Annotated in this window: 25 protein-coding genes; 22 read left to right on the top strand and 3 right to left on the bottom strand. The window is 38.2% G+C overall.

Annotation, left to right across the window (positions count from 1 at the left end; genetic code table 11):
• The first annotated feature begins 7 nt into the window (after window positions 1-7).
• The 3 genes from C406_RS0103485 to C406_RS0103475 are packed head-to-tail and all read left to right on the top strand — an operon-like array spanning window position 8 to window position 2546.
• On the top strand, window positions 8-478 hold the full coding sequence (locus tag C406_RS0103485; protein ID WP_017379202.1) for an S-ribosylhomocysteine lyase: 471 nt from the start codon (window positions 8-10) through the stop codon (window positions 476-478).
• Complete coding sequence (locus tag C406_RS0103480; RefSeq protein WP_017379201.1) at window positions 478-1416, top strand: PLP-dependent cysteine synthase family protein; 939 nt, start codon at window positions 478-480, stop codon at window positions 1414-1416. Before C406_RS0103485 ends, C406_RS0103480 begins: the two co-directional genes overlap by 1 nt.
• Window positions 1413-2546 (top strand): bifunctional cystathionine gamma-lyase/homocysteine desulfhydrase, encoded by a 1134-nt coding sequence (locus tag C406_RS0103475; protein ID WP_017379200.1) that lies wholly within the window; start codon window positions 1413-1415, stop codon window positions 2544-2546. The genes C406_RS0103480 and C406_RS0103475 overlap by 4 nt, the downstream gene beginning before the upstream one ends.
• 211 nt (window positions 2547-2757) lie before the next feature.
• Here C406_RS0103475 and C406_RS0103470 read toward each other — a convergent pair whose 3' ends face one another.
• Window positions 2758-3534, bottom strand: a complete 777-nt coding sequence (locus C406_RS0103470; protein ID WP_017379199.1) for an enoyl-CoA hydratase-related protein — start codon at window positions 3532-3534, stop codon at window positions 2758-2760.
• Between the two features lie 115 nt (window positions 3535-3649).
• Between C406_RS0103470 and C406_RS0103465 the strand changes: the two genes are divergently transcribed.
• Window positions 3650-5272, top strand: a complete 1623-nt coding sequence (locus C406_RS0103465; protein WP_017379198.1) for an ABC1 kinase family protein — start codon at window positions 3650-3652, stop codon at window positions 5270-5272.
• Window positions 5273-6032: 760 nt separating this feature from the next.
• A complete protein-coding gene (locus tag C406_RS0103460; protein WP_017379197.1) occupies window positions 6033-6398 on the top strand; it encodes a hypothetical protein in 366 nt (121 codons plus the stop codon).
• A gap of 78 nt (window positions 6399-6476) precedes the next feature.
• On the opposite strand, the gene C406_RS0103455 is transcribed toward C406_RS0103460, so the two are convergent.
• Window positions 6477-7019 carry a competence protein ComK gene (locus tag C406_RS0103455; protein ID WP_017379196.1) on the bottom strand — a complete coding sequence of 181 codons (543 nt, stop codon included), beginning with the start codon at window positions 7017-7019 and terminating at the stop codon, window positions 6477-6479.
• A gap of 187 nt (window positions 7020-7206) precedes the next feature.
• Here C406_RS0103455 and C406_RS0103450 point away from each other — a divergent pair, with 187 nt between their 5' ends.
• From C406_RS0103450 to C406_RS0103430, 4 genes are all read left to right on the top strand, one after another.
• Window positions 7207-7446, top strand: coding sequence for an IDEAL domain-containing protein (locus tag C406_RS0103450; protein WP_017379195.1), 240 nt, complete (start codon window positions 7207-7209; stop codon window positions 7444-7446).
• A gap of 531 nt (window positions 7447-7977) precedes the next feature.
• On the top strand, window positions 7978-9960 hold the full coding sequence (uvrB, locus tag C406_RS0103440; RefSeq protein WP_017379193.1) for an excinuclease ABC subunit UvrB: 1983 nt from the start codon (window positions 7978-7980) through the stop codon (window positions 9958-9960).
• Between the two features lie 6 nt (window positions 9961-9966).
• Window positions 9967-12867 (top strand): excinuclease ABC subunit UvrA, encoded by a 2901-nt coding sequence (uvrA, locus tag C406_RS0103435; RefSeq protein ID WP_017379192.1) that lies wholly within the window; start codon window positions 9967-9969, stop codon window positions 12865-12867.
• Between the two features lie 79 nt (window positions 12868-12946).
• Window positions 12947-14107: a DUF4097 family beta strand repeat-containing protein gene (locus C406_RS0103430; RefSeq protein WP_017379191.1), complete on the top strand. Its 1161-nt coding sequence runs from the start codon at window positions 12947-12949 to the stop codon at window positions 14105-14107.
• Between the two features lie 152 nt (window positions 14108-14259).
• Here the strand turns inward: C406_RS0103430 and C406_RS0103425 are convergent, their stop codons facing one another.
• Window positions 14260-15246, bottom strand: coding sequence for a Gfo/Idh/MocA family protein (locus C406_RS0103425; RefSeq protein WP_017379190.1), 987 nt, complete (start codon window positions 15244-15246; stop codon window positions 14260-14262).
• Window positions 15247-15531: 285 nt separating this feature from the next.
• Between C406_RS0103425 and hprK the strand changes: the two genes are divergently transcribed.
• The 13 genes from hprK (at window position 15532) to hisIE (ending at window position 25521) form a co-directional block, all read left to right on the top strand.
• Window positions 15532-16467 (top strand): HPr(Ser) kinase/phosphatase, encoded by a 936-nt coding sequence (gene hprK / locus C406_RS0103420; protein WP_026045592.1) that lies wholly within the window; start codon window positions 15532-15534, stop codon window positions 16465-16467.
• Between the two features lie 27 nt (window positions 16468-16494).
• On the top strand, window positions 16495-17307 hold the full coding sequence (lgt, locus tag C406_RS0103415; RefSeq protein WP_017379188.1) for a prolipoprotein diacylglyceryl transferase: 813 nt from the start codon (window positions 16495-16497) through the stop codon (window positions 17305-17307).
• A gap of 17 nt (window positions 17308-17324) precedes the next feature.
• A complete protein-coding gene (locus tag C406_RS0103410; protein ID WP_017379187.1) occupies window positions 17325-18269 on the top strand; it encodes a nucleoside recognition domain-containing protein in 945 nt (314 codons plus the stop codon).
• Entirely contained in the window at window positions 18259-18396 is a 138-nt protein-coding gene (locus C406_RS20450; protein WP_017379186.1) for a hypothetical protein, read from the top strand. The genes C406_RS0103410 and C406_RS20450 overlap by 11 nt, the downstream gene beginning before the upstream one ends.
• Window positions 18393-18920, top strand: coding sequence for an acyltransferase (locus tag C406_RS0103400; RefSeq protein ID WP_017379185.1), 528 nt, complete (start codon window positions 18393-18395; stop codon window positions 18918-18920). The genes C406_RS20450 and C406_RS0103400 overlap by 4 nt, the downstream gene beginning before the upstream one ends.
• A gap of 134 nt (window positions 18921-19054) precedes the next feature.
• Window positions 19055-20245: an ATP phosphoribosyltransferase regulatory subunit gene (locus C406_RS0103395; RefSeq protein ID WP_017379184.1), complete on the top strand. Its 1191-nt coding sequence runs from the start codon at window positions 19055-19057 to the stop codon at window positions 20243-20245.
• Window positions 20238-20861: an ATP phosphoribosyltransferase gene (gene hisG / locus C406_RS0103390; RefSeq protein WP_026045591.1), complete on the top strand. Its 624-nt coding sequence runs from the start codon at window positions 20238-20240 to the stop codon at window positions 20859-20861. Before C406_RS0103395 ends, hisG begins: the two co-directional genes overlap by 8 nt.
• A 12-nt stretch (window positions 20862-20873) precedes the next feature.
• On the top strand, window positions 20874-22160 hold the full coding sequence (gene hisD / locus C406_RS0103385; protein ID WP_017379182.1) for a histidinol dehydrogenase: 1287 nt from the start codon (window positions 20874-20876) through the stop codon (window positions 22158-22160).
• Window positions 22157-22747, top strand: a complete 591-nt coding sequence (gene hisB / locus C406_RS0103380) for an imidazoleglycerol-phosphate dehydratase HisB (protein WP_017379181.1) — start codon at window positions 22157-22159, stop codon at window positions 22745-22747. The genes hisD and hisB overlap by 4 nt, the downstream gene beginning before the upstream one ends.
• Window positions 22744-23397: an imidazole glycerol phosphate synthase subunit HisH gene (gene hisH / locus C406_RS0103375; RefSeq protein WP_017379180.1), complete on the top strand. Its 654-nt coding sequence runs from the start codon at window positions 22744-22746 to the stop codon at window positions 23395-23397. The genes hisB and hisH overlap by 4 nt, the downstream gene beginning before the upstream one ends.
• Entirely contained in the window at window positions 23394-24137 is a 744-nt protein-coding gene (hisA, locus tag C406_RS0103370; protein ID WP_017379179.1) for a 1-(5-phosphoribosyl)-5-[(5-phosphoribosylamino)methylideneamino]imidazole-4-carboxamide isomerase, read from the top strand. The genes hisH and hisA overlap by 4 nt, the downstream gene beginning before the upstream one ends.
• Entirely contained in the window at window positions 24131-24889 is a 759-nt protein-coding gene (gene hisF, locus C406_RS0103365; protein WP_017379178.1) for an imidazole glycerol phosphate synthase subunit HisF, read from the top strand. The genes hisA and hisF overlap by 7 nt, the downstream gene beginning before the upstream one ends.
• Window positions 24886-25521, top strand: a complete 636-nt coding sequence (gene hisIE, locus C406_RS0103360) for a bifunctional phosphoribosyl-AMP cyclohydrolase/phosphoribosyl-ATP diphosphatase HisIE (RefSeq protein WP_017379177.1) — start codon at window positions 24886-24888, stop codon at window positions 25519-25521. The genes hisF and hisIE overlap by 4 nt, the downstream gene beginning before the upstream one ends.
• Window positions 25522-25578 lie beyond the last annotated feature (57 nt).

Below are 25578 nucleotides of genomic sequence, written 5' to 3'. Positions count from 1 at the left end.
GGAACCGATGAAACAGATGAATGTTGAAAGTTTTAACTTGGACCATACGAAAGTAATAGCACCATATGTACGATTAGCAGGACAAAAACTAGGCATAAATGGCGATGAAATTTTAAAATATGATATTCGTTTTAAGCAACCAAATAAAGAACATATGGAAATGGCTGGGTTACATTCTATTGAGCATTTAATGGCTGAAAACATCCGTAACCATACAGATAAAGTGGTAGATATGAGTCCAATGGGATGCCAAACTGGATTTTATTTGGCCGTTATCAATCATGACAACTACGAAGAAATCTTAACTATTTTAGAAAAAACGTTGGAAGATGTTTTGCAAGCAACTGAAGTTCCAGCTTGTAATGTGTTGCAATGTGGATGGGCTGCTAACCACAGTTTAGAAGGAGCAAAAGACATCGCGCGCGATATGTTAGCGAAGAAAGATGAGTGGCGTACGGTATTTGCGGAGGAAGCATAATGAATGTATACGGTAGCGTTCATGAACTGATTGGGAATACTCCAGTCGTAGAAATTAAAAATATCGACATTCCAAATAACTGTCGTATTTTTGCTAAGCTTGAGTTTATGAACCCAGGTGGTAGTGTAAAAGATCGTTTAGGAGTGTCTTTATTAAAAGATGCTGAAGAATCGGGTAAACTGCAACCAGGTGGAACAATTATAGAGCCTACAGCAGGTAACACAGGAATTGGTGTAGCTTTAGCCGCAATCGGTAAAGGCTACATAGTTAAATTTGTTGTTCCACAAAAATTCAGTATGGAAAAACAAACATTAATGCGTGCACTTGGTGCTGAAATAGTAAATACACCGACTGAACTTGGAATGAAAGGTGCCATTAAAAAAGCTGAGGAGCTCGTAAAAGAAACCCCGGGTGCTTTTTCACCGTCACAATTTTCCAACCCAGCAAACCCGGAAACTTATGTTCACACATTGGGACCTGAACTTTGGCGTGATTTAGACGGCCAAATTGACGTCTTTGTCGCAGGAGCAGGTTCTGGTGGAACATTTATGGGCACTTCAACGTATTTGAAAAGCCAGGATTCTAATATTAAGACGGTAATTGTTGAACCCGAAGGATCCATTATAAATGGAGGAGAACCAGGTTCTCATTATACGGAAGGCATAGGCATGGAATTTTTGCCAGCCTATATGGACAAAGAGTATTTTAACGCGATTCATACCGTTACTGATAAGAATGCTTTTGCAAAACTAAGAGTGTTGGCTAAAGAAGAAGGTCTTCTTGTTGGCAGTTCTTCAGGAGCAGCGTTTTATGCTGCTTTAGAAGAAGCGAAAGTTGCCAAACCAGGCAGTCATATTGTAACTATTTTTGCTGACTCAAGTGAACGCTACTTAAGTCAAAATGTCTATGAGTTATTAAAGGAGGACGATTTAAAATGAGAATTAAAACGAAATTAATTCACGCTGGAATCGTTGGAGATGAAACGACAGGTGCCGTTTCTACACCTATTTATCAAGTTAGCACGTATAAACAAGATGCAGTAGGAGATTTCCGGGGATACGAATATTCACGTACAGGGAATCCTACTCGTCATGCCCTTGAAGTATTAATTAGTGATTTAGAAGGTGGCCACGCTGGCTTTGCTTTTGGTTCAGGGATGGCAGCTATTAGTTCTGTAATGATGCTATTTAATGCAGGAGATCATATTGTCATGACGGATGACGTATATGGCGGTACATACCGTGTCATGACAAAAGTGTTAAACCGTTTTGGCATTGAATCAACATTTGTCGACTCTTCAAATATCGCTGAATTTGAAGCGGCAATTCAGGAAAACACAAAAGCAGTATTTTTAGAAACACCGACCAATCCTTTGTTGAAAGTAACGGATATCGCAGAAATTGTAAAACTCGCAAAATCAAAAGGATTATTAACAATTGTCGATAGCACATTTATGACGCCTTACTTGCAACAACCGATCTCACTAGGTGCTGACATTGTTTTGCATAGTGCAACGAAGTATATTGGTGGTCACAGTGATGTTGTAGCTGGTTTAGTTGTTGTAGCGACAGAACAATTAGCTAAAGACTTGCATACTGTTCAAAACTCAGTTGGTGCGATTCTAGGTCCACAAGATTCATGGTTACTTATTCGTGGATTAAAAACACTAGGTATTCGTATGGAAGAAACGAATTCAAATGCACAACGTATTGCTGAATTCTTAGTGGCACACGAAGCGGTAGGGAAAGTGTACTACCCAGGATTAGAAGCTCATGCAGGTCATGATATTATGAAGAAACAAACGACCGGTTTTGGTGGGATGATTTCGTTTGACGTGGGAAGCACTGAAAAAACAACACAATTGTTGAAAAAATTACGTTATTTCACATTAGCTGAAAGTCTAGGGGCAGTTGAAAGTTTAATTTCTGTTCCAGCTCAAATGACGCACGCTTCAATTCCTGTAGAGCGTCGTCAAGAATTAGGGATTGTTGACGGGTTAGTTCGTATCTCTGTGGGTATCGAGGATATAGAAGATTTACTTGAAGATTTAGAGCAAGCACTAGCTTAAAGTTGGTAAAGGTATGTAAAAAATCTATTTAAAGATTAAAGAAGCTAATTACCTACTCAATATAGGTAATTAGCTTCTTTTTTGTCTGTATGAATATATTCCCTTAAGTTTTTCGGACTTTTCCGCAGTCCTATTTGTTAGGGAAAGTTAAAATGTAAACATTATTTCTAAGGCCTTAAAAAACGAAATATGCCACCGAAATGGCTTTTTGTTATTTTCCTTTAAACACAGGTTTGCGTTTTTCACCAAAAGCAATTAATGCTTCAACGCGGTCTTCTGTTGGAATGGTTATTTCATAAGCTTTACGTTCAATATTTAAACCAGTATGCAAGTCAGCGTTCATGCCATGTTTAACAGCAAATTTCGCTTGTTGCAAGGCAATCGGTCCGTTCGCAAGCATCATATCAGCGAATTTTCCTGTTTCGTCTAGTAAACTATTCTCTGAAACCACTTTTGTCAAAATACCATAAGACAAAGCTTCTTCCGCTTTTAATCGACGAGCAGTTAAGATTAATTCTAATGCTTTTGCTTCTCCAATTAAGCGAGGTAAACGCTGAGTACCACCTGCTCCTGGAATGATTCCTAAGCTCGTTTCGGTTAAACCGAGTACAACATGGTCAGCTGCGATGCGGAAATCACACGCAAGCGCTAGTTCCATTCCTCCACCAAATGCGTAACCGTTCATCATAGCTATCGTAGGTTGAGGTAAGTTTTCAATTGTTGAAAACACTTCCCCTATTTTATAGATATTACGTTTTACTTGTTGCTCAGTTAATGTTTTCCGCTCTTTTAAGTCTGCCCCTACACTAAATGCTTTTTCTCCAGAACCTGTGAAAATAACAACGCGAATGTCTGGATTAATACGAATGGACTCTGCTATATGACCAAGATCACGCAGCATTTCATAGTTAAAGGCGTTCATAGAATCAGGACGGTTTAATGTGACGATGGCTAAATTTCCGTTTTGTTCGTAGCGAATGGCTTCCATAGTAATTCCTCCTTATGTTGTTCACAATATAGAAATTTTTTCTCTTACAAAACATATCACTATTTGGACGTTGTTACCATCTCTCTCTATAATGAATTCAAGGGAGGCTCTCCAAATGGATCGTTTAGCAATCTATCGGATTTATCGCATTGTCTGGATGTCCGTAAAATTTTTCACGCAAGTAACGCTTTTTCAGCGTCGATATAAAGGACGTTTTACACCTGTAGTAAACGAAAAATGGGAACGTCTTGTGACGAAACAAGCGAAAGAATACAAACGTACTGCGCTTAAACTAGGCGGGCTAATGATTAAAATGGGGCAGTTTTTATCCACACGTGCTGACATTATGCCGCCTTCATTTATAGAAGAACTAGAAGGATTAACAGATCGTGTGCCTGCTGTTCCTAGAATGAAAGCCATTGCTCTTCTAGAAGAAGAGTGGAATACGTTACATACCGATTATGTCACAAATTTATCGGATAAACCGGTCGCATCTGCATCTATTGGTGAAGTTTATAAAGGTATGTTAAAAGATGGCACACCTGTAGCGGTTAAAATTCAACGCCCAGATATTGATCGTATTTTACGCTCTGATTTCCGTGCCATGAAAATTGTCATTTGGTTAGCCAAACGCTTTACGGCATTTGGTAAACAAATTGATTTTAACTTATTGTATAACGAAATGGTTGATACGATTGGTGCAGAGCTTAATTTTTTGCAAGAATTGCGTAATGGTCGTAGTTTTTCGGGTCGTTTTGAAGCAATGCCTGGTGTTCGTTTTCCTGTGTATTATGATGAATTTTCTACACGTCGTGTCCTTGTAATGGAATGGATTGAAGGAGCACGTATCACTGATCTTGCATTTATTGACGCGAATGGAATAGATCGTCGCGATTTATCGGAGCGATTATTCCAGTTGTTTTTAGAACAAGTATTAAACGGCGGACAATTTCATGCTGATCCTCACGGCGGAAATATACTAATTAAGCCAGATGGTACGATTGTATTAATTGATTTTGGAATGGTAGGATCCATTACTACAGATGAAGCACGTTCTGTATTGAAAGTCGTCGAAGGGATCATTTTTAAACAATACGAACAAGTATTAGATGGTCTAGAAGAATTACGGTTCTTGTTGCCTCAAGCGGATCGTCGAATACTCGCTGATGCAATTTCACGAGTAGTTGCAGCTTATGAATCGGAAGAATTAACACAGATGGATAGCTTTGTTGTGGATCGATTACTAGATGATATAAAAGGAATTGTTCGTACACAACCTGTGCAACTTCCTGCAGAATTTGCCTTTTTTGGCCGAGCTGTTTCAACGCTTATTGGTGTTCTCCACGTTCTTGATCCAAAGGTTGATTTACTGGCTATTGCCCGACCACGCGTTTTGGAATGGGCAACGACACAAAAAGGTGGAGAAAAATCATTTTCAAAAGAAGATGTGCTGCGTCTTGCTTTAAATGCGGTTGGTCCATTACGTTCCCTCCCACAAAAGGTGCTCACGTTTTTAGAAGAACCGACACGAATGCGCGAATATATGCAAGCACGAGATACACGAGAGCAAGTAGAGCGCTCACGACTACAAACGCGTATGTTTGCAGGAACCGTTTCAGTGTTATCACTAGCCTCAACATTGTTTGGAGTTTGGAATGAACATATTCCGCTAATTGCTACATCTGGATTTTTCTTTTTGATAGCAGCCTTTGTTTTTAAAGGGAAATCACCTAAATAATTTAAAGCCATCTCTTTGTGGGGTGGTTTTTTTACAAAATAAGAAAGTATATAAATTTAGTGAGCCATGAATCCAGTATTCCGGGTATTTTAAGGAGTAGCGCCACCTGCGCTTCAATCAACTAGTGTGAATTTATCCATCATTACAACGAATTCTATTTTTAGTGACAATTATTTGAAATCTTGAGCGATGCAAAGCTAGCAGGAATACTTCTTCTACACTATTTTTAAAAAGAGAAATACTTGCTCAAAATACCAGAATTTCAGTGTTCATCTACTCGTCGCAAAGATATTTGACGAATGACAGTTCGTCCAATATCTTTCCTACGGGATTAGCGGGACAGGTGAGACCCCGCAGTGGAGCGCTAAGTGGAACAAAGGCTAAGATACGTCACATCATGTGTTGGCCTGAGGAGACTCTCCGCCCGCCCCGTAGAAGCGTCCGCCTGTTTCTGCATCGCTACGCTAGCTTCGAAACATGAAAGTGCGCTGTAACGGAAATCAAAGTTGATACTGTATGGAATATCCCTTTAAACTGATACTTTAATCATCTGTACTTTCTTAAAGGACCGGGCGTACTTTGCCCGGTTTTTCTTATGTCTTTTTAGGTTGAACAATTCTATCTATCTCATATACAAGTTAACCTGAAGTGAGATATAGCAAGGCTTTTAATGAGAAATACCCTAAATTCCCACTTGTAATTTCTTGAAATGAGCGTACAATATAAAATACGAACAAACGTTCTTTAAGGAGGTAGAAAGATGCCGCTCATTCCATCCGAAAGTTTGCCTTATTTCGAGAAAATGATTTATTTGCCCATGGTGTTAACCATTTTAGAGCGCGACCGAGAATCTGTGGAAAAGGGTTCCTTCAAATTGAAGAAACCTTATGTTGCGATGATTGATCATGCCGTAAAAGTAGCACAACGTGATGTGAAAGATACTAAATTGTATTTGCGTCAACATAATATGAAAGTCATTCGTGGCAAGCGCGATGACACTTTTACGGAATATGTTTTTTACCATAGTGGGTATGAAGAACATCGTCGATATTTAAATGTGCGCTTGCGTAATCGGGTAGAGGAACTGCTTGGTGTGTATTTGTCGATTGCAAAACAAGTGAATTGATATAGATATAGGGAAAGAAAGCGGAAGCGAAAGTAAAAAAAGCCCTCTCAAAAAACAAAGGGCTTAAAAATATATGTACTATTTTTTAGTTGTTTTATTAGTTGGCATAAGTATTGACTGAGAAAAAGGATGGTCAATTTTGGTGCGCTTTTTTTGGAATCCCCTCGTGAGGAAATGGGAAAACGTATGTTGTCTGCACATCGTTGATTGAGATACATTTACCGGGAGAACAAATGAGTTGGTGAAATGCACTAAACATCGATTGTGAGAGTCAAAAGTAAAGAAATCGATAGCAGAAGAAGAAAACCAAATACTCCCTTCAGATTCTCCAGAAAGAGTCGGAAACATTATTAAAGGAACGCCATAATCATGCGAAATCAAAAGAGGTGGTTTGTGTACACGCCCAATTACTTCGCGAGAGTAAAATGTAGCTAGTTTATACGAATTACCATAATAAATAAGCGATTTTTTAATAATGGAACTTGGCTTCATTTTTACTAGAAATTCAGTATGATTTTCAATTACTCGGGTGTAAAGTTTATTCTCAATTCGAATTGGTACAAGTGCAATTGTATTGAATGAAACAAGGTAATTCGATGCTGCTGAACAGTTTTTATCCATAAGTCACATCCCCTATTTTAGACTACAAATTCTATTGTAGAGAAATTTTGGGATTATGCAATAGTATTTTATTAATAATTAAAAATATTTAGAAGAAAATAAATTATAGGGAATTTTCAGAAAAAAACATTTGCAAATTTATAGTATTATTAATTATAATAGATAAAAGGCATCCGAGGTGATTGCAATGGATAAGTACTATTCATATGCTGATTTTCTAAAAGCGATGGGGCGAAATCAAACCGTTAGTGAAGCGGAAAAACTGTTGAACGATATCTACATGGATTTGTTTTTAAATCATGTACATCGAGAGCAACGAAAAGAACGCTTGCTTACCTTGATTGATGGTGCGCTCGATCAAAAAGATGAGGGGTCATTTGTAACTTACGCAAGCGAACTACGTCAATTGCATCAAGATAGTGTGTAATAAGTGTTTCTATAGACATGTGATTCATCCGCTCTTTTCGAAGAGCGGATTTTCTTTATGTCTAGTTCCGAAGTCGAACTAATGTCGAACTAATAAGGTACTTTCTGTTTTTCATGTTGTATAGCTTCAAGTGCTAGTCTGCAGCGTCCCTTTATGGAATAAAAATGTCGCTTTTTCGCCTTTCAAGGTTCCATCACAGGTGTCGATCAAGCCCAACTTTTCGTTTCTTTAGTCTAGTTTCGACCGCCAGCCCGCACCTAATCTTGGGCAAACAGGGTGTGGCTGATGAAGGAGTCGCAACAAGATTTCTTAGCACTGCATTTTGGTTTCCTTCCTAAACTTATTCGCAAACAGGTTTCCGAGTCGTTCCTTCTAGGGGCAGTGTCGAGCTCTCCACTTTTCTTTCAAAAAAACATACGTTCGCTTTTTGTTCGTATTCAATTGGGGAATATGATAAAATATAAACAATAAATAAAAATAATTTAGCACAGATAAAATAGACATTTACGCTCTTAATAAGGAGAGGAAACCATGGAACAATCTTTTGATTTGCAGGCTCCTTATAAACCAGATGGAGACCAACCACAGGCGATTCGTGAATTATTAAAGGGAATAGAAGAAGGTAGAAAATATCAAACTTTGCTCGGTGCGACGGGTACTGGCAAGACATTTACCGTTTCTAATGTAGTAACAGAAATAAAAAAACCTACACTGGTCATGGCCCATAATAAAACACTTGCTGGACAACTGTATAGTGAGTTTAAAGAGTTCTTTCCTAATAATGCGGTGGAGTATTTCGTTAGTTTCTACGATTACTATCAACCGGAAGCTTATATGCCTCAAACTGATACGTATATTGAAAAAGACTCCAGCATTAATGAAGAAATTGATAAGCTACGTCACTCTGCGACGTCGGCTTTATTCGAACGTGAGGATGTCTTAATAGTTGCATCTGTTTCATGTATATACGGGTTGGGTAATCCTGAAGAATACCGCGAGATGGTCTTATCACTACGAATGGGTATGGAAATCGAACGTAATCAATTGCTTCGTAGACTAGTGGACATCCAATATGAACGAAATGATATAAACTTTATGCGTGGAAAGTTCCGTGTACGTGGAGATGTTGTTGAAATTTTCCCAGCTTCTCGAGATGAGCGCTGTATACGAATTGAATTTTTCGGGGACGAAATTGATCGAATTCGGGAAGTGGATGCTTTAACTGGTGAAATCATCGGTGAACGTGAACATGTTGCGATTTTCCCTAATTCCCACTTTGTTACTCGTGAAGAAAAATTGTTAAAAGCAATTGAAAACATTGAAATCGAATTAGAACAACAACTAAAGGTTCTTCGCAGTGAGGATAAGTTATTAGAAGCACAGCGGTTGGAGCAACGTACTCGTTACGACTTAGAGATGATGAGAGAGATGGGCTTTTGTTCAGGGATTGAAAACTATTCCCGACATTTAACACTTAGAGAGCCAGGGGCCACACCCTATACATTGCTTGATTACTTCCCAGATGACTTCTTAATGGTGATCGATGAAAGCCACGTGACATTACCGCAAGTGAGAGGGATGTTCAACGGTGACCAAGCACGTAAAAAAATGTTAGTAGAACATGGCTTCCGTTTACCGTCTGCAATGGATAATCGACCGTTAACATTCCAAGAATTTGAGGGGCATATGAGTCAAGCGATTTTCGTTTCAGCAACACCAGGGGCCTATGAATTGGAACACACACCAGAGATGGTTGAGCAAATTATTAGACCAACAGGACTGTTAGACCCTACAATCGATATTCGCCCTAGTGAGGGACAAATTGATGATTTAATTGATGAAATTCGTCAACGTTCAGAACGTAATGAACGTGTGCTTGTTACCACATTAACGAAAAAAATGTCTGAAGATTTGACCGATTACTTAAAAGAAATTGGAATCAAAGTAAACTACTTACACTCAGAAATAAAAACACTTGAACGGATTGAAATTATTCGAGAACTTCGAATGGGAGTTTATGATGTATTGATTGGAATTAATCTGCTGAGAGAAGGATTAGACATACCAGAAGTGTCGCTCGTAACCATATTAGATGCAGATAAAGAAGGGTTTTTACGTTCTGAACGCTCACTCATTCAAACAATGGGACGTGCAGCTCGAAATGCAAATGGACATGTCATCATGTATGCTGACCGCATGACGGATTCGATGACGAAAGCGATTGGAGAAACAGATCGACGTCGTAACATTCAAATCGAGTATAACGAGAAACATGGAATTACACCTAAAACTATTCAAAAGAAAATTCGCGATACTATTCGTGCATCTCATAATGCAGAAGAAACATCTAGTTATATGGAAAAAGTGACAAAAGGTAAGAAGTTAACGAAAGATGAGAAAAAAACGCTGTTGTTAACGCTAGAAAAAGAAATGAAGGACGCAGCGAAGGCGCTCGATTTCGAACGAGCTGCCGAACTTCGCGACACGATTTTGGAACTGAAAGCGGAAGGATGAAGCGAATTGAAAAAACAAGAAATTCGTATACAAGGTGCACGTGCACATAATTTAAAAAATATAGATATAACCATTCCACGAGATAAGCTTGTCGTTATGACAGGGTTGTCTGGTTCTGGTAAATCATCACTCGCTTTCGATACCATTTATGCAGAGGGGCAAAGACGCTATGTCGAATCGTTATCAGCCTACGCACGTCAGTTTTTAGGGCAAATGGACAAGCCCGATGTGGATGTAATTGAAGGTTTGTCGCCTGCAATTTCTATCGATCAAAAAACGACAAGTAGAAACCCACGCTCTACAGTAGGTACTGTAACCGAGATTTACGATTATTTACGTTTATTATTTGCTCGTGTAGGAAAGCCGATATGTCCCAATCATGGAGTGGAAATATCTTCTCAAACTATCGAGCAAATGGTTGATCGTTTAATGGAATTCCCGGAACGTACACGTATGCAAATTTTAGCACCAATTGTCTCTGGTCGAAAAGGGACCCACGCTAAAATGCTAGAAGATGTGAAAAAGCAAGGCTATGTACGTGTTCGAGTAAACGGTGATTTAATGGATTTAGATGACGATATTAATTTAGATAAAAATAAAAAGCACGATATTGAAATTGTTATTGACCGGGTTGTAATAAAAGAAGATATCGCCGCAAGACTTGCTGATTCTTTGGAATCTGCACTGAGACTTGCAGATGGACGTGTATTAATTGATGTCATGGAACACGAGATATTGTTGTTTAGTGAACATCATGCTTGTCCTATTTGTGGATTTTCAATAGGTGAGTTAGAACCACGTATGTTTTCATTTAACAGTCCTTTCGGTGCGTGTCCTGAATGTGATGGTCTTGGTACGAAGCTGGAGGTCGACCAAGAACTTGTCATACCTGATTGGTCAAAATCGTTAAACGACGGTGCTATTGCCCCGTGGGAACCAACAAGTTCGCAATACTATCCACAACTATTAGCTGCCGTTTGCAAGCATTATAAAATAAATATGAATAAGCCTGTCGACAAGTTGCCAAAAGATCAAATAGATAAAATTATTCATGGATCCGGTACAGATAAAATTCGATTCCGATACGAAAATGATTTCGGACAAGTTCGAGATAATGAAATATATTTTGAAGGTGTTTTAACAAATATCGAACGTCGTTATAAAGAAACGTCTTCGGATTATATTCGAGATCAAATGGAAAAGTATATGGCAAAACAAGCTTGTCCAACATGTAAGGGATATCGCTTAAAGCCGGAAACATTAGCTGTAAAAGTTGCATCACTTCATATCGGACAAGTAACGGCATTTTTTATTCAAGAGGCCGATGCATTTTTCAAATCACTGGAATTATCTGAAAAAGACATGCAAATTGCACGACTCATTTTACGTGAACTCCACGAACGACTTGGTTTCCTTCTTAATGTTGGTTTAGATTACTTAACGTTAAGTAGGGGTGCGGGTACGTTATCAGGTGGTGAGGCTCAGCGCATTCGCTTGGCAACTCAAATCGGTTCACGATTAACGGGAGTACTTTATATATTAGATGAACCTTCAATTGGCTTGCATCAGCGTGATAATAATCGACTGATTTCCACACTTAAAAATATGCGAGATATTGGTAACACTTTAATTGTTGTTGAACACGATGAAGATACGATGATGGCTGCGGATTATTTAATAGATGTAGGTCCTGGAGCAGGAGTCCATGGTGGTGAAATCGTGGCATCTGGAACACCGACACAAGTAATGAAGAACACTAAGTCCATAACAGGTCAATATTTAAGTGGCAAGAAATTTATTGCGCTTCCAGCAGAACGTCGAAAACCAGATGGTCGAATAATTTCGATTAAAGGAGCGACGGAAAATAACTTAAAAAATGTTACGGTGGATATCCCGCTTGGTATCTTTACTGCTGTTACGGGTGTTTCAGGTTCAGGGAAAAGTACGTTAATCAATGAAGTTTTGCATAAATCACTCGCACAAAAGTTAAATGGTGCTAAAACAAAACCAGGACAACATAAAGAAGTGACTGGTATCGAACAGCTTGAAAAAGTTATTGATGTTGACCAATCACCGATTGGGAGAACACCAAGATCAAATCCAGCAACATATACAGGCGTTTTCGATGATATTCGTGATGTTTATGCATCAACGAACGAAGCGAAAGTACGAGGCTACAAAAAAGGCAGGTTTAGTTTCAACGTTAAAGGTGGGCGCTGTGAAGCATGCCGAGGAGACGGCATTATTAAAATTGAAATGCATTTCTTACCTGACGTATATGTTCCGTGTGAAATTTGTAATGGAAAGCGTTACAACCGTGAAACACTTGAAGTGAAGTATAAAGGAGAAAATATTGCGGACGTATTAAAAATGACTGTTGAAGATGCACTTAAATTCTTTGTAAACATTCCAAAGATTAGCCGTAAACTTCAAACAATCGTCGATGTTGGATTAGGATATATGCAACTGGGTCAACCGGCAACGACGTTATCAGGTGGTGAAGCACAACGTGTAAAATTGGCTTCTGAATTACACAAACGCTCGAATGGAAAGTCCTTCTATATTTTAGATGAGCCGACAACCGGATTACATGCACATGATATTGCACGTTTACTTGAAGTGTTACAGAGATTAGTGGAAAACGGGGACACGGTATTAGTTATCGAGCACAACTTAGACGTTATTAAAACATCGGATTATGTGATTGACTTAGGTCCTGAAGGTGGCGATAAAGGGGGAGAGATTTTAGCTGTAGGAACCCCTGAAGAAATAGCCAAAGTGAAGAAGTCATATACGGGTCACTATTTAAAGCAAATACTCGACCGCGATCGTAAACGCATGGATGAACAAATAAAAAAAGCCTCAACAAAGAGAAAGAATAAAAAAGACGCAGTTTTGATAAAATGAAACCTTTTTTGCTTTTAAACCGTATGTATAAGAGAAGAACAAAGTTCCGCGTAAAGCGGCTTTGAAGGAGGCCAAAAATATGCAAGAAGAACGTAAACGCATTTTAGATTCAGTCGAAAAAGGGACGATATCTGCTCAAGAAGCGTTAATATTGCTAGAGGCTTTAGGAAATGGAAAGACGAAAGCAAGCGATTCAACGTATGCTGCGCCAGACCAGTCTGAAAAAAAATCTCATTCAACACATACAAACGATGAAAACCACAACAAGAAAACCACATCTTCTCAAGCAGACGATTTTATGGAAGACATTAAACGCGATTTTACACAGATTGGCGAACGATTTATGCAATTCATGCAAACCACGGTCGGAAAAATGAAATCATTTGATTTCGAAACGCCTTTTGGTGAGCCAAATGAATTTCATCACACCTTTACGAAAGAAGATTTAGACATTAAGGAGATTTCAGCAGATCTTGCCAATGGCAAGTTTGAAATTTACCCTTCACAAGATGGTCAAGTACGTGCAGATTGCCATGTGAAAGTATATCGATCACCTTCTGAAGAAGATGCAAAGAAAGAATTCCTTGATAAATTTGTATTTGTCGTTGATCAACAAAAATTACGTATTATTAGTGATTTAAAAACAACATCTGTGAATGTTGTCTTATATGTACCAAAACAAATGTACGATTCAATTTCTATTCGATTATTCAATGGGGCTTTTATTGGTAAGCATATAGACGTTGATCGTCTCAAAGTCAAAACCGCGAATGGCAAAATTGAACTGAAAGATGTTCAACTAGAAGATGCAGAAGTTCAAACAGCGAATGGTACTATACAAGTAAAAGAGGCAAAAGGAAATAAAATTGATGCTGAAACAATTAATGGACGCATTTATATCGATGGTTATTTAAAAGGGATTGAAGCACAGTCGGTTAATGGTCACGTCGTTGTCACAACGAAAAGTCTAGAGGCTCACAAAATTGAAGCACGAGCGGTAGCTGGTACAGTAGAAATATATGTACCATCTACTATCGGCTTACAAGGTGAAATAGCTTCGAACTTTGGTAAAATGGATGTGGCATTATCTGATGTAACACGAATAAATGAACAAGAGCATTTCTTGCAAAAAAATATTCGTTTTACAAAAGATATTGAAGGCTCAACAACAGCTCCTCTTTACATTAAGGGTGAAGCCAAAACAGGATCAATTCTAGTTCGTTACATCTCTTCTGAATAATGAAGGGTATATATAGCAAATAAAAATGCCCCGTATCTCAGACATTGAAAAAATGTCTAGATTCGGGGTTTTTTATATCTCTTTTTACCTTAAGAGGAGAAGTAGAAATTCAGTAAAGTTTTAATTAAGTCGTCCAATTCATTATTAAAAGTTCAATTTTTATCATTTGGATACACAAGACCTATTTCAGCTCGTACTCTATCAACAACTAACATGTTTGTATAGGAGTTATCATGTGAATTTATATCGGATTCCAATTTCCCTGCGTTTATTAAATCAATAAATTCTTTTACTTCATAATACATAACGGGATGTGATTGATTGATAGTTAATTGTTCAAAAGTTCCGTCATTGTAGTGGATTTCAACTTTTTCAGGCGAATTTATTTTGTCAATAATCAAGGTTCCTTCTTCGCCTTGAATTTCACTTGGTAAAGAAGAATTAGATATTTTGGAATACATTACAACCGCATCTTTATCGTCATAGCTTAAAACTACGCTACCTTCACCATCCACACCTGAATCAAGTATAATGCCAGTTGCCTTCACTTCAATTGGTTCACCAAATAATGCTATAAGTGGATATAAACAATAAACGCCAAGATCCATTAAAGCCCCATTTGCAAACTTTGGATTGAAAGCATTGAGTACAATGCCTTCTTTGTATTTATCATAACGAGATGAATACTGACAATAGCTGGCAAAGTATCTACGGATTGGGCCAATTTTATATAGGTTATCTTGAATGACCTTGAAGCCAGGAAGTAATGTTGATTTCATGGCTTCCATTAATAGAACCTGATGATCTTTTGCAGCTTGAATCATTGTCGTTACTTCGTAAACATTCGCTGCTAATGGTTTTTCACATAAAACATGTTTGCCATTTCGCAAAAATAAAATAGCTTGTTCAGCGTGAAATGAATTAGGTGAAGCAATATATACCGCATCAATTTCTTCACTAACTGCCATTTCTTCTAAGTTTGTAAAGAGTAGGTTTATTCCGTATTTGTTTGCGAATTGTTCAGCCTGCTCAATTGTTCGAGAATAAACTGCTGTTAGTTTAAAATCTTCGACAGCCTCTGCAGCTTCAAGTAATCTTTCAGTAATAAAATTCGTACCAATTATCCCGATTCGAACCATTTAACAGACCCCTTTTCTTTGTTTCATACCTTTAATTATAGACTTCATGTATCGTATTATTATAGAGATAAAATAACTTCAAGCAAATAGACATAGAAATACAAATACCTAAAAGAAAATAGGGATCTCTATGACAAGGCTATAAGTGAAATCAATTTATACAACAAACTTAGAGTAAATAACTGAAAAGCTGTATAAATAAGAGAAATTCATTTCATTTTTCAGAGTGCATGCTAAAATAAAGGACATAAAGGTAATTTGAATTTCGGAGAAAGTAGGTGTTTTTTGGTGCAAGTTACTACAAAAGATGTAATGGAAAAGTTTGAGTTAACCCTTGTTAGTGGTCAAGAAGGTATCGGCAAACATATTGCTGTCAGCGATATATCACGCCCGGGTTTAGAAATGGCCGGATATTTCACACACTATCCAGCAAACCGTGTACAGTTACTTGGAAAAACAGAACTTTCTTTTTACGATATGTTATTGCCTCATGAACGAGTAGAACGCATGCAGAAACTATGTTCACCTGATACACCAGCGATTATCATTTCACATGGTTTGAAAGTGCCGCAAGAACTGAAAATCGCTTCAAATGAAGAACATGTTCCAGTCCTTACAGCCAAAATGGCAACCACACGTTTTTCGAGTTTACTGACAAACTTTCTAGAAAGTAAACTAGCACCTACTACGGCAGTACATGGAGTACTTCTCGATATTTATGGTGTCGGCGTATTAATTACAGGTAAAAGTGGTGTTGGTAAAAGTGAGACTGCTTTAGAGCTTGTAAAAAGAGGGCACCGACTAGTTGCTGACGATTGTGTTGAAATTAGACAAGAAACAGAAAATACGCTTGTTGGAAATGCTCCCAAACTGATTGAACATTTACTTGAAATTCGTGGTCTGGGCATTATTGATGTTATGACTTTGTTTGGTGCAAGTGCAATACGTAGCTTTAAACGAATTTCTCTTGTAATTGAATTAGAGAATTGGGATGAACAGAAGACGTATGATCGTTTAGGACTAGAAGATGAAAAAATGAAAATTATGGAAACAGATTTGACCAAACTTACGATTCCCGTTCGACCTGGTCGAAACTTAGCAGTTATTATAGAAGTAGCAGCTATGAACCATCGTTTGAAGCGAATGGGTTTCAATGCAGCAGAGGAATTCTCCAATCGTTTAAACGATGTTATTAGTCAAAATGAACATTCTACATATTAAATTTAGGAAGTCTGGAAGGGGTACAACATGAATTTATTACTTGAAGCAATTAATCCCATTGCAATTTCAATTGGGCCGATTGCAGTACGATGGTACGGAGTCATTATTGCGTTCGGCATTGTCCTAGCGTTTATTGTTGCGCAACGTGAAATGGTCAAACGGTCATTTCATCAGGATTTTTTAACAGATTTATTAATTTGGGCAGTACCGCTAGCAATTTTAGGGGCGCGTCTATATTATGTGTTATTTAAATGGGAGTATTATGCTGAAAATCCTAGTAAAATCCTTCAAGTATGGGAGGGGGGATTGGCGATACATGGTGCGTTGATAGCCTCATTTATTACAGCCTATGTTTTTACAAGAAAACGTAATAAATCATTTTTAAAAGTTGCAGATATTGTGGCGCCAAGTCTTTTAATTGGCCAAACAATTGGACGTTGGGGAAACTTTATGAACCAAGAAGCTCACGGAGGAGAAGTGTCACGTTCTTTTTTAGAAAATATGTTTTTACCGGATTGGATTATTAATCAAATGCGTATTGATGGTATATATTATCATCCTACGTTTTTATATGAATCACTGTGGAACTTTGCGGGTGTAGTATTACTAATATTATTACGTCGTGTTAACTTAATGCGTGGAGAAATGTTCTTATTTTACATTATTTGGTATTCATTAGGGCGATTCTTTATTGAAGGTATGCGTACCGATAGTTTGTATTTAATTGGTGACCTTCGCACAGCACAAGTGATATCAATTGTTGCAATAGTTGTGGCAATCATATTAGTTGTTTACCGTCGCGTAACTATTAAAAAGCCTGTGCGTTATAAAGACGCATAAGTAAGGAAGTTATAAGTATGTCTACAATAAAAAATGGATTATTAGCTGGATTAAAAACATCTTGGACACTTAGCAAGATTATTTTCCCTATTACATTGTTGATTGTCATCTTGCAGTATACGCCTGTGTTGCCCTGGATTATCGACTTCGTATCTCCCGTCATGGGGATTTTTGGGCTACGAGGAGATGCAGCAATTCCATTAGTTTTAGGGAACGCTCTCAACTTGTATGCAGGAATTGCTGGAATTCTGTCATTAGAATTGACAGTAAAAGAAGTATTTATTTTGGCTGTTATGCTATCGTTCTCCCATAATATATTTATTGAAACTGGAGTCGCGTTAAAAGTTGGCGTTAAACTGTGGGTTGTTCTTCTCGTGAGATTTGGACTAGCCGCAATATCTGCGATTGTGATCAACCTTGTTTGGTCGGGTGGTTCAGACATTGCTCAATATGGGATGGCTCCAAAAGTGGCTGAAATACCTGAAGGTTGGCTGGAAATCATCTTACTAGGGTTTCAAAAAGCAAGCTTCGGTGTCTTGCAGCTAGCAATGGTGGTTATCCCACTTATGATTGTTATTCAATACTTAAAAGACAAACAATATTTACTAAAGTTTTCGCGAAAAATGGCACCGTTTATGAAGTTACTTGGCATTGAGCAAAATGCTTCGATGACGCTAGTCTCAGGGTTAGTAATTGGCTTAGCATTTGGAGCAGGAGTGATGATTCAAGCAGTACAAGATGACGGCGTCAGTAAGAAAGACGCCACTCTGGTATTTATCTTTTTAGTCGCTTGCCACGCAGTAATAGAAGATACGCTCATTTTTATACCGCTAGGGATTCCAATATGGCCATTATTCTTACTTAGACTTGGGACTGCATTTGTTTTAACTATAGTAGTAGCCACGATTTGGAAACGGGCTGAACAAACGAAACGAAAGGAAGTGCTCCTTCATGACAATTAAACTGATTACCACACTTCTTTTCGATTTTGACGAAACGTTACGCCATACTAAGGAACTTATCATTCAAACTTGTTTAAATGTAATGGGTAAACACCTACTTGAAATTGTAGAGGGTCAATCGTCATGAGGAGGACTGAACGTTTTGTTGTAGAAGGAGCAAACTCCCTTTGGCATATATACAAGACGGTATCATTTTGGAAAGTGATGAAAAATTTCATCGTTATTCAACTTGGGAGATACAGTCCTTCACTGTCATTTAAAAACTTTCTGTATCGGCATTTTTTACATATGAAAGTTGGAGATGAGACGTCGTTTGCATTAATGGTCATGCCAGATGTAATGTTTCCGGAAAGAATTACGATAGGAAAAAATTCAATTATTGGCTACAATACGACTCTTTTAGCACATGAATACTTAATTAATGAATATCGAATTGGAGAGGTCTGGATAGGTGACCGTGTTCTAATAGGTGCAAACTCTACGATTCTCCCCGGTGTAAATATTGGGGATGATGCAATCGTATCTGCTGCCACGCTTGTGCATAAAGATGTCCCAGCGGGTAGTTTTGTCGGTGGAAACCCAATGAAAGTTATTTATACAGCAGAAGAAATGGCGACTCGTCGTCTTATGCAACCCGAAAAGACCTCATGAAGAGAATTACATTGCTTCAAGGGGTCTTTTGTATTGACTCACCTTGTCATTTGGGTTAAAATAAATTTTATTTCATTCTACTAGCATGCTAGTGTACTAAAGTAAAATATCCTTATTTAGGAAGTGAGTAATAAATGACACCAATAAGAAAATTCGAAAAGCCACTTGGAATGAGAGATTCTTTTCCACTAATTAATGAGAAAAAAGAAAAGGTGCGTGACATTGGAAGACAATTTTTCCAATCACGTGGTTTTGATTTTATAAAAACGCCAACTGTAGAATACTATGAGACCATCGGAAAAGCATCTGCTATTCCGGATTCTGCCCTATTTAAACTAGTGGATCGCCAAGGAGAGACACTCGTTTTAAGACCTGATATGACAACGCCGATTGTTCGTGTTGCAACCTCAAAACTGTTAAAAGAACAAATCCCATTGCGACTAGCGTATTTCGCTAATGTATTTCGTGCACAAGAACATGAAGGCGGAAGACCAGCTGAATTTGAACAGATGGGTGTTGAGTTAATAGGGGATGCCTCTGTTTATGCTGATGCCGAAATGATTATAACAGCTTCTGAGTTTGTTCAGAAACTTGGGATAAATGATTATCGATTAACAGTAGGACATGCAGGTCTATTGCAATCGATTTTGATACAACTTACGCAATCTAAAGAACAAGTGAGAGAATTACTTAAATTACTGGTAGAAAAGAATTTGGTTGGATTTGAAGAAGCAGTAAAAACATATAAGCTTTCAAAAGAAGATGAAAATCGCTTTATTGAATTTATTGGACAGGCTTCCAATGTTCAATCGATTCAACAATTACGTCCATTTATCGATGAAACCAATCACACACAAGTGAATATGTTTTCTTATCTAAGCAATTTGTCAGCGTTATTAGAAAACGCAGGACTTTCAAATATGGTGACGTACGATTTAACATTAACGAGTGAAATGAGTTATTACACAGGAATGTTGTTCGAAGTCTTTGCGAGTGGATCTGGTTTTGCGATTGGCAACGGAGGCCGCTATGATGGCTTACTACAAGAATTTAATTCAGACGTAGGTGCAACTGGATTTGGGTTGCGAGTCGATCGGCTGCTCGAAGTGATGACAACTTCAACTAAACGTGAATCCCGAACACTTATCTTTTTTGATGAAGCTAATTATATGAAAGCTGTTAAAGATGCAAAAATATTAAGAAATGAAGGGGTTCAAACGACCATTCAGTTTCTTAAAAGTGTTGAAGACCAACAAGCATTCCAAATGAATTTTACAGACGTTGTGTGGTTAATAGAGGGAGATGCCAATAATGAGTATGAGTGAACTGACAATTGCAATGCCGAAAGGACGGATTTTTGAAGAAGCGTATGTGTTGCTTCAAAAAGCAGGTTTTCAGTTACCCGATGATTTAGAAGATTCTCGAAAACTCATCGTCGAAGTTCCTAATGAAAAAATTCGCTTTATTTTAGCAAAGCCAATGGATGTACCTGTTTATGTAGAACATGGAGTTGCAGATATTGGAATAGCAGGTAAAGACGTATTACTTGAGCAAAAACGTAGCGTTCATGAATTGCTTGATTTGAAGATTAGTCAATGTTATATCGCGACAGCAGGATTACCAAATACTATGTTAAATGATATTGCACCTCGCGTAGCAACTAAATATCCGAAAATTGCTTCTGATTTTTATAAAGAAAAAGGCGAGCAAGTAGAAATTATCGGCTTGAATGGCTCAATTGAGCTGGCACCGATGATCGGATTAGCTGATCGAATTGTAGATATTGTATCAACTGGGCGAACATTAACAGAAAATGGATTAGTTGAATATGAGCATATTGTAGATGTGACATCAAGGTTAATTGTAAATCCAGTAAGTTACCGATTAAAAAGTGAACGGATACGGGACATGGTAAGGCGACTAAAAGAGTCAATGGAGTAGGGAGGAAGTACCGTGCAAATCGTTTCTTTATCAAAAGATATTTCATTAAAACGATCATTAGAGATGGGCAATGCAGAACAATTAAATACAGTGAGATTGGTTTTAGCTGATGTGAAAAATCGTGGTGATAATGCTATCAAGGAATACAGCGAGAAATGGGATCATGTTACATTACATAATTTCCGTATTTCAAAAGCAGAAATTGAGAATGCAAAAGATAACTTCGATCCACAACTTAAAAAGGATTTAGAAGAAGCTGCTCATAATATTCGTGTTTTTCATGAGAAACAAAAACGATCGTCATATGAGGTAGATGTAAAAAACGGATCGTTTATCGGTCAACGAGTGAATCCACTCGATGCTGTGGGACTATACGTTCCCGGTGGTTCAGCTGCCTACCCTTCTTCGCTATTAATGAATGTTATCCCAGCTCAAGTGGCCGGTGTGGAACGAATTGTGATTGTCTCTCCTCCAAACGATCAAGGTGCACTTCCTGATGCAGTATTGGTAGCTGCATCAATTTTAGGCATTGAAGAGATTTATAAAATAGGCGGGGCTCAAGCAATTGCTGCTTTGGCATATGGCACAGAATCAATTGAATCTGTGGACAAGATAACCGGTCCAGGGAATGTTTTTGTGGCACTAGCAAAACGAGAAGTCTTTGGAGTAGTCGCAATTGATATGATTGCAGGTCCTAGTGAAATTGCAATAATTGCTGATGAAACAGCATATGCCGACGAAGTAGCTGCAGATTTATTATCTCAAGCCGAACATGATCCAATGGCTTGCCCAATATTACTAACCACAAGCGACTTCTTTGCGCATGAAGTCGCTCACGAAGTTGAAAAACAACTAATTACGCTACCACGCGAAAAGATTGCTCGGGCAGCTGTTGAAAAGTTCGGTAAAATCTATGTAGCAGAAACAATCGACGATATTATTGAAGCAGTTAATAAGTTAGCACCCGAGCATTTAGAAATCATTGCAAATAATCCACATGATATTGCACATAAAATTCGTCATGCAGGAGCGATTTTTATAGGTAGATACAGTTCAGAGCCTATTGGGGACTACTTTGCTGGAACGAACCACGTATTACCGACAAATAGTACAGCACGATTTTCGAGTCCATTATCGGTTGATGATTTTATTAAGAAGACAAGCGTGATTTATTATACAAAAGAGACTTGGCTTGAGCACGCACCTAAAATTGCGCGTCTTGCAAGGATGGAAGGTTTAGAAGGTCATGCACGAGCTGTAGAATCAAGAGGATGGACAAAGGAGATGGACCAATCATGACACGTGAAGCAACCATAATTCGAATAACCAATGAAACACAAGTGAATGTTACATTTCAATTAGATGGAGAAGGTAAAGCAACGATTGATACAGGCGTTCCTTTTATGGACCATATGCTTGATTTATTTGTAAAACATGGACTCTTTAACGCGACCATTCAAGCGTCTGGGGATACACATATAGATGATCACCATACAACTGAAGATATAGGTATTGTTTTAGGACAAGTAGTACAAGAATCACTAGGGGATAAAAAAGGGATTCGTCGTTACGGCAATGCTTTTGTACCTATGGATGATGCGTTAGCTCAAGTAATTATCGATTGTTCGAACCGACCTCACCTTGAATTTAGAGCTACTTTTCCCAATGAAAAAGTAGGGACATTCGATACAGAACTTGTCCATGAGTTTTTATGGAAGTTTGCACTCGAAGCACGTATGAATGTGCATGTCATTGTTCACTACGGTCACAATACACATCACATGATTGAAGCGATTTTCAAAGCATTGGCAAGAGCATTGGATGAAGCGGTCACAATCGATCCACGTGTCAAAGGAGTACCGTCTACGAAAGGGTTATTAACATGAAGATTGGTGTAATTGATTATGGGATGGGTAATTTATATAGTGTCGAACAGGCTTTACTCCGACTTGAATGTGAAGTATTCATTACGTCAGATATAAACAAATTAAATCAAATGGATGGATATCTTTTACCGGGTGTAGGGGCATTTCCTGATGCCATGAGTCAATTAAGTGAATTAGGTTTGGATGACTATATTAAGCAACTTGCAAAAACGAATAAACCATTACTAGGCATTTGTTTAGGCATGCAACTTTTATATGAAGACAGTAATGAAAATGGCTTAACAAAAGGTTTAGGCATTTTCACAGGCAATATTCAAAAATTTGATGAACTTGACTCACTACAACAACGAGTGCGAATTCCTCATATGGGCTGGAATCCTCTGTCTTTTACACATCAACCTGAATGGTTAGATGGTCTAGATAAAGAAGATTCAACACATGTGTACTTCGTGCACTCCTATTTGGCTCAAAATACGCGACAAAATGAAGTAGTCGCAAGTAGTACATATGCTGGTCAATTCGTACCTGGTCTCGTTCAAAAAGATAATTCCACGGGCATGCAGTTTCATCCAGAAAAATCGGGACCGTTTGGTAAATACTTATTAGCTAAATGGGTTAAGCAAGTTCAAAAGAGGAGAGATCAAACATGACATCGATTGACATATATCCAGCAATTGATATGCGTGGAGGCAAGTGTGTTCGCTTGTTTAAAGGTGATTACAATCAAGAAACCATCTATGCAGACTCTCCTTTTGAAATGGCCAAATCCTTTGCAAACCAAGGTGCAAAGTGGATACATATGGTTGATTTAGATGGAGCGAAAGATGGCAAACGCATTCATGATAAGGATGTCATTCGAGCTGCAACAGAGTTAGGTGTGAATGTTCAAATAGGTGGCGGGATTCGTACAGAAGAAGATGTAAAGCATTATCTGGATAATGGAGTCACTCGAGTAATTATAGGAAGCTTAGCTATTTCCCAACCAGAGTTAGCAGTGTCATTAATTAAGAAATTTGGTGGAGCGCGAATTGTTATAGGGCTTGATGCAAAAGATGGAATGGTTGCGACTCATGGTTGGTTAGAAACGTCAACGAAGTCGGCGATTGAAGTTGGACAGTATTTTGCAAACCATGGTGCAGAAGTCTTGATTTTTACGGATATTGCGACAGATGGTACATTAACAGGACCTAATATAGCTGCGAATGAAACCCTTGCTGAAGCGACAGGAGCTGAAGTAATTGTTTCTGGTGGAATTAGCTCACTTGCAGATATTAAAAGAGTAGTACAAGCAGGTGCTCAGTCAACAATTGGTGGCGTCATTATAGGCAAAGCACTTTATGAAAACCGATTCTCTTTACCTGAAGCATTAAATGAGGTGACTTCATGTTAACAAAACGTATCATTCCTTGTTTAGATGTGAAAGAAGGTCGTGTTGTAAAAGGTGTTCAATTTGTATCGTTACGTGATGCTGGAGATCCAGTAGAACTTGCAAAGTTTTACGACGAACAAGGGGCAGATGAGTTGGTTTTTTTAGACATTTCTGCTTCACATGAAGGCAAAGAAACGATGGTCGATATGGTACGTCAATCTGCATCCGAATTAGCCATTCCTTTCACAGTTGGAGGGGGAATCCGTACACTTGATGATATGAAAAACATGTTGCGTGCAGGCGCGGATAAAGTTTCAGTAAATACATCAGCAATAGAGCGCCCTGAATTAATTGCAGAAGGTGCAGCATTTTTCGGTTCACAATGTATAGTAGTCGCAATTGACGCTAAATGGTCAGAAGTAGATGACACATGGATGGTTTATACGCATGGTGGTCGCCGTGTAACGCAGTGGACAGCTGTTAATTGGGCGAAAGAAGCAACACGTTTAGGAGCAGGCGAGATACTCCTAACTTCAATGAATCAAGATGGTGAAAAAAGTGGTTTTGATTTAGCTTTAACGAAAGCTGTTAGAGATGCTGTCAACGTTCCTGTAATTGCAAGCGGCGGAGCAGGTAATGCGCAACACTTTTATGATGTTTTTACAGAAGTCGATGTAGACGCGGCACTTGCAGCTTCTATTTTTCATTACAAAGAAACAAGCGTAAAAGAAGTGAAAAGTATCTTGCGAGAAAAGGGAGTGTCAGTTAGATGACAAAATACCAAATAGAATCTATACAGTTTGATGAACGTGGACTGATACCAGTGGTTGTTCAAAACGCACAAACGAAAGAAGTGCTTACGGTCGCGTATATGAACCGAGAGTCACTTGAAAAAACAATTGAAACAAAAGAAACTTGGTTTTATAGTCGTTCAAGACAAGAGTTATGGAATAAAGGTGCGACGAGTGGAAACACGCAACAAGTCGTTGCAATAAGAGCAGATTGTGATGAAGATGCATTAGTAGTTGAAGTGCTTCCTAAAGGACCGGCTTGTCATACTGGTGAAGTCAGTTGTTTTCATAAAGTCATCGTTGCTCCAGGTCAAGCGGTTGGAAGCTTTGGGATATTAGCTAACTTAGTTCAGGTTATTCAGGATCGCGAAAAATCAATGCCTGAAGGGGCATATACTACGTATTTATTTGAAAAAGGCGTAGATAAAATTGGCAAAAAAATAGGAGAAGAAGCGACAGAAGTGGTCATTGCTGCAAAAAATCGTGACGCAGAAGAATTACAATGGGAAGCGGCTGATTTACTGTATCATTTATTAGTACTGTTACAAGAACAAAAAGTGAATTTGTACGATGTATTAGAAGTATTACAAAAACGACATGAGAGTAAATCATAAATTTCTGTGATATAATAGAGAAATACTGAAAAGGAACCTAGTGTGTTCCTTTTTATT

This window comes from Paenisporosarcina sp. TG-14 (assembly GCF_000297555.1).
Lineage (GTDB): Bacteria > Bacillota > Bacilli > Bacillales_A > Planococcaceae > Paenisporosarcina > Paenisporosarcina antarctica.
Note: the sequence above shows the minus strand (reverse complement) of the source record. Positions and strands in the feature narration are given on the sequence as shown.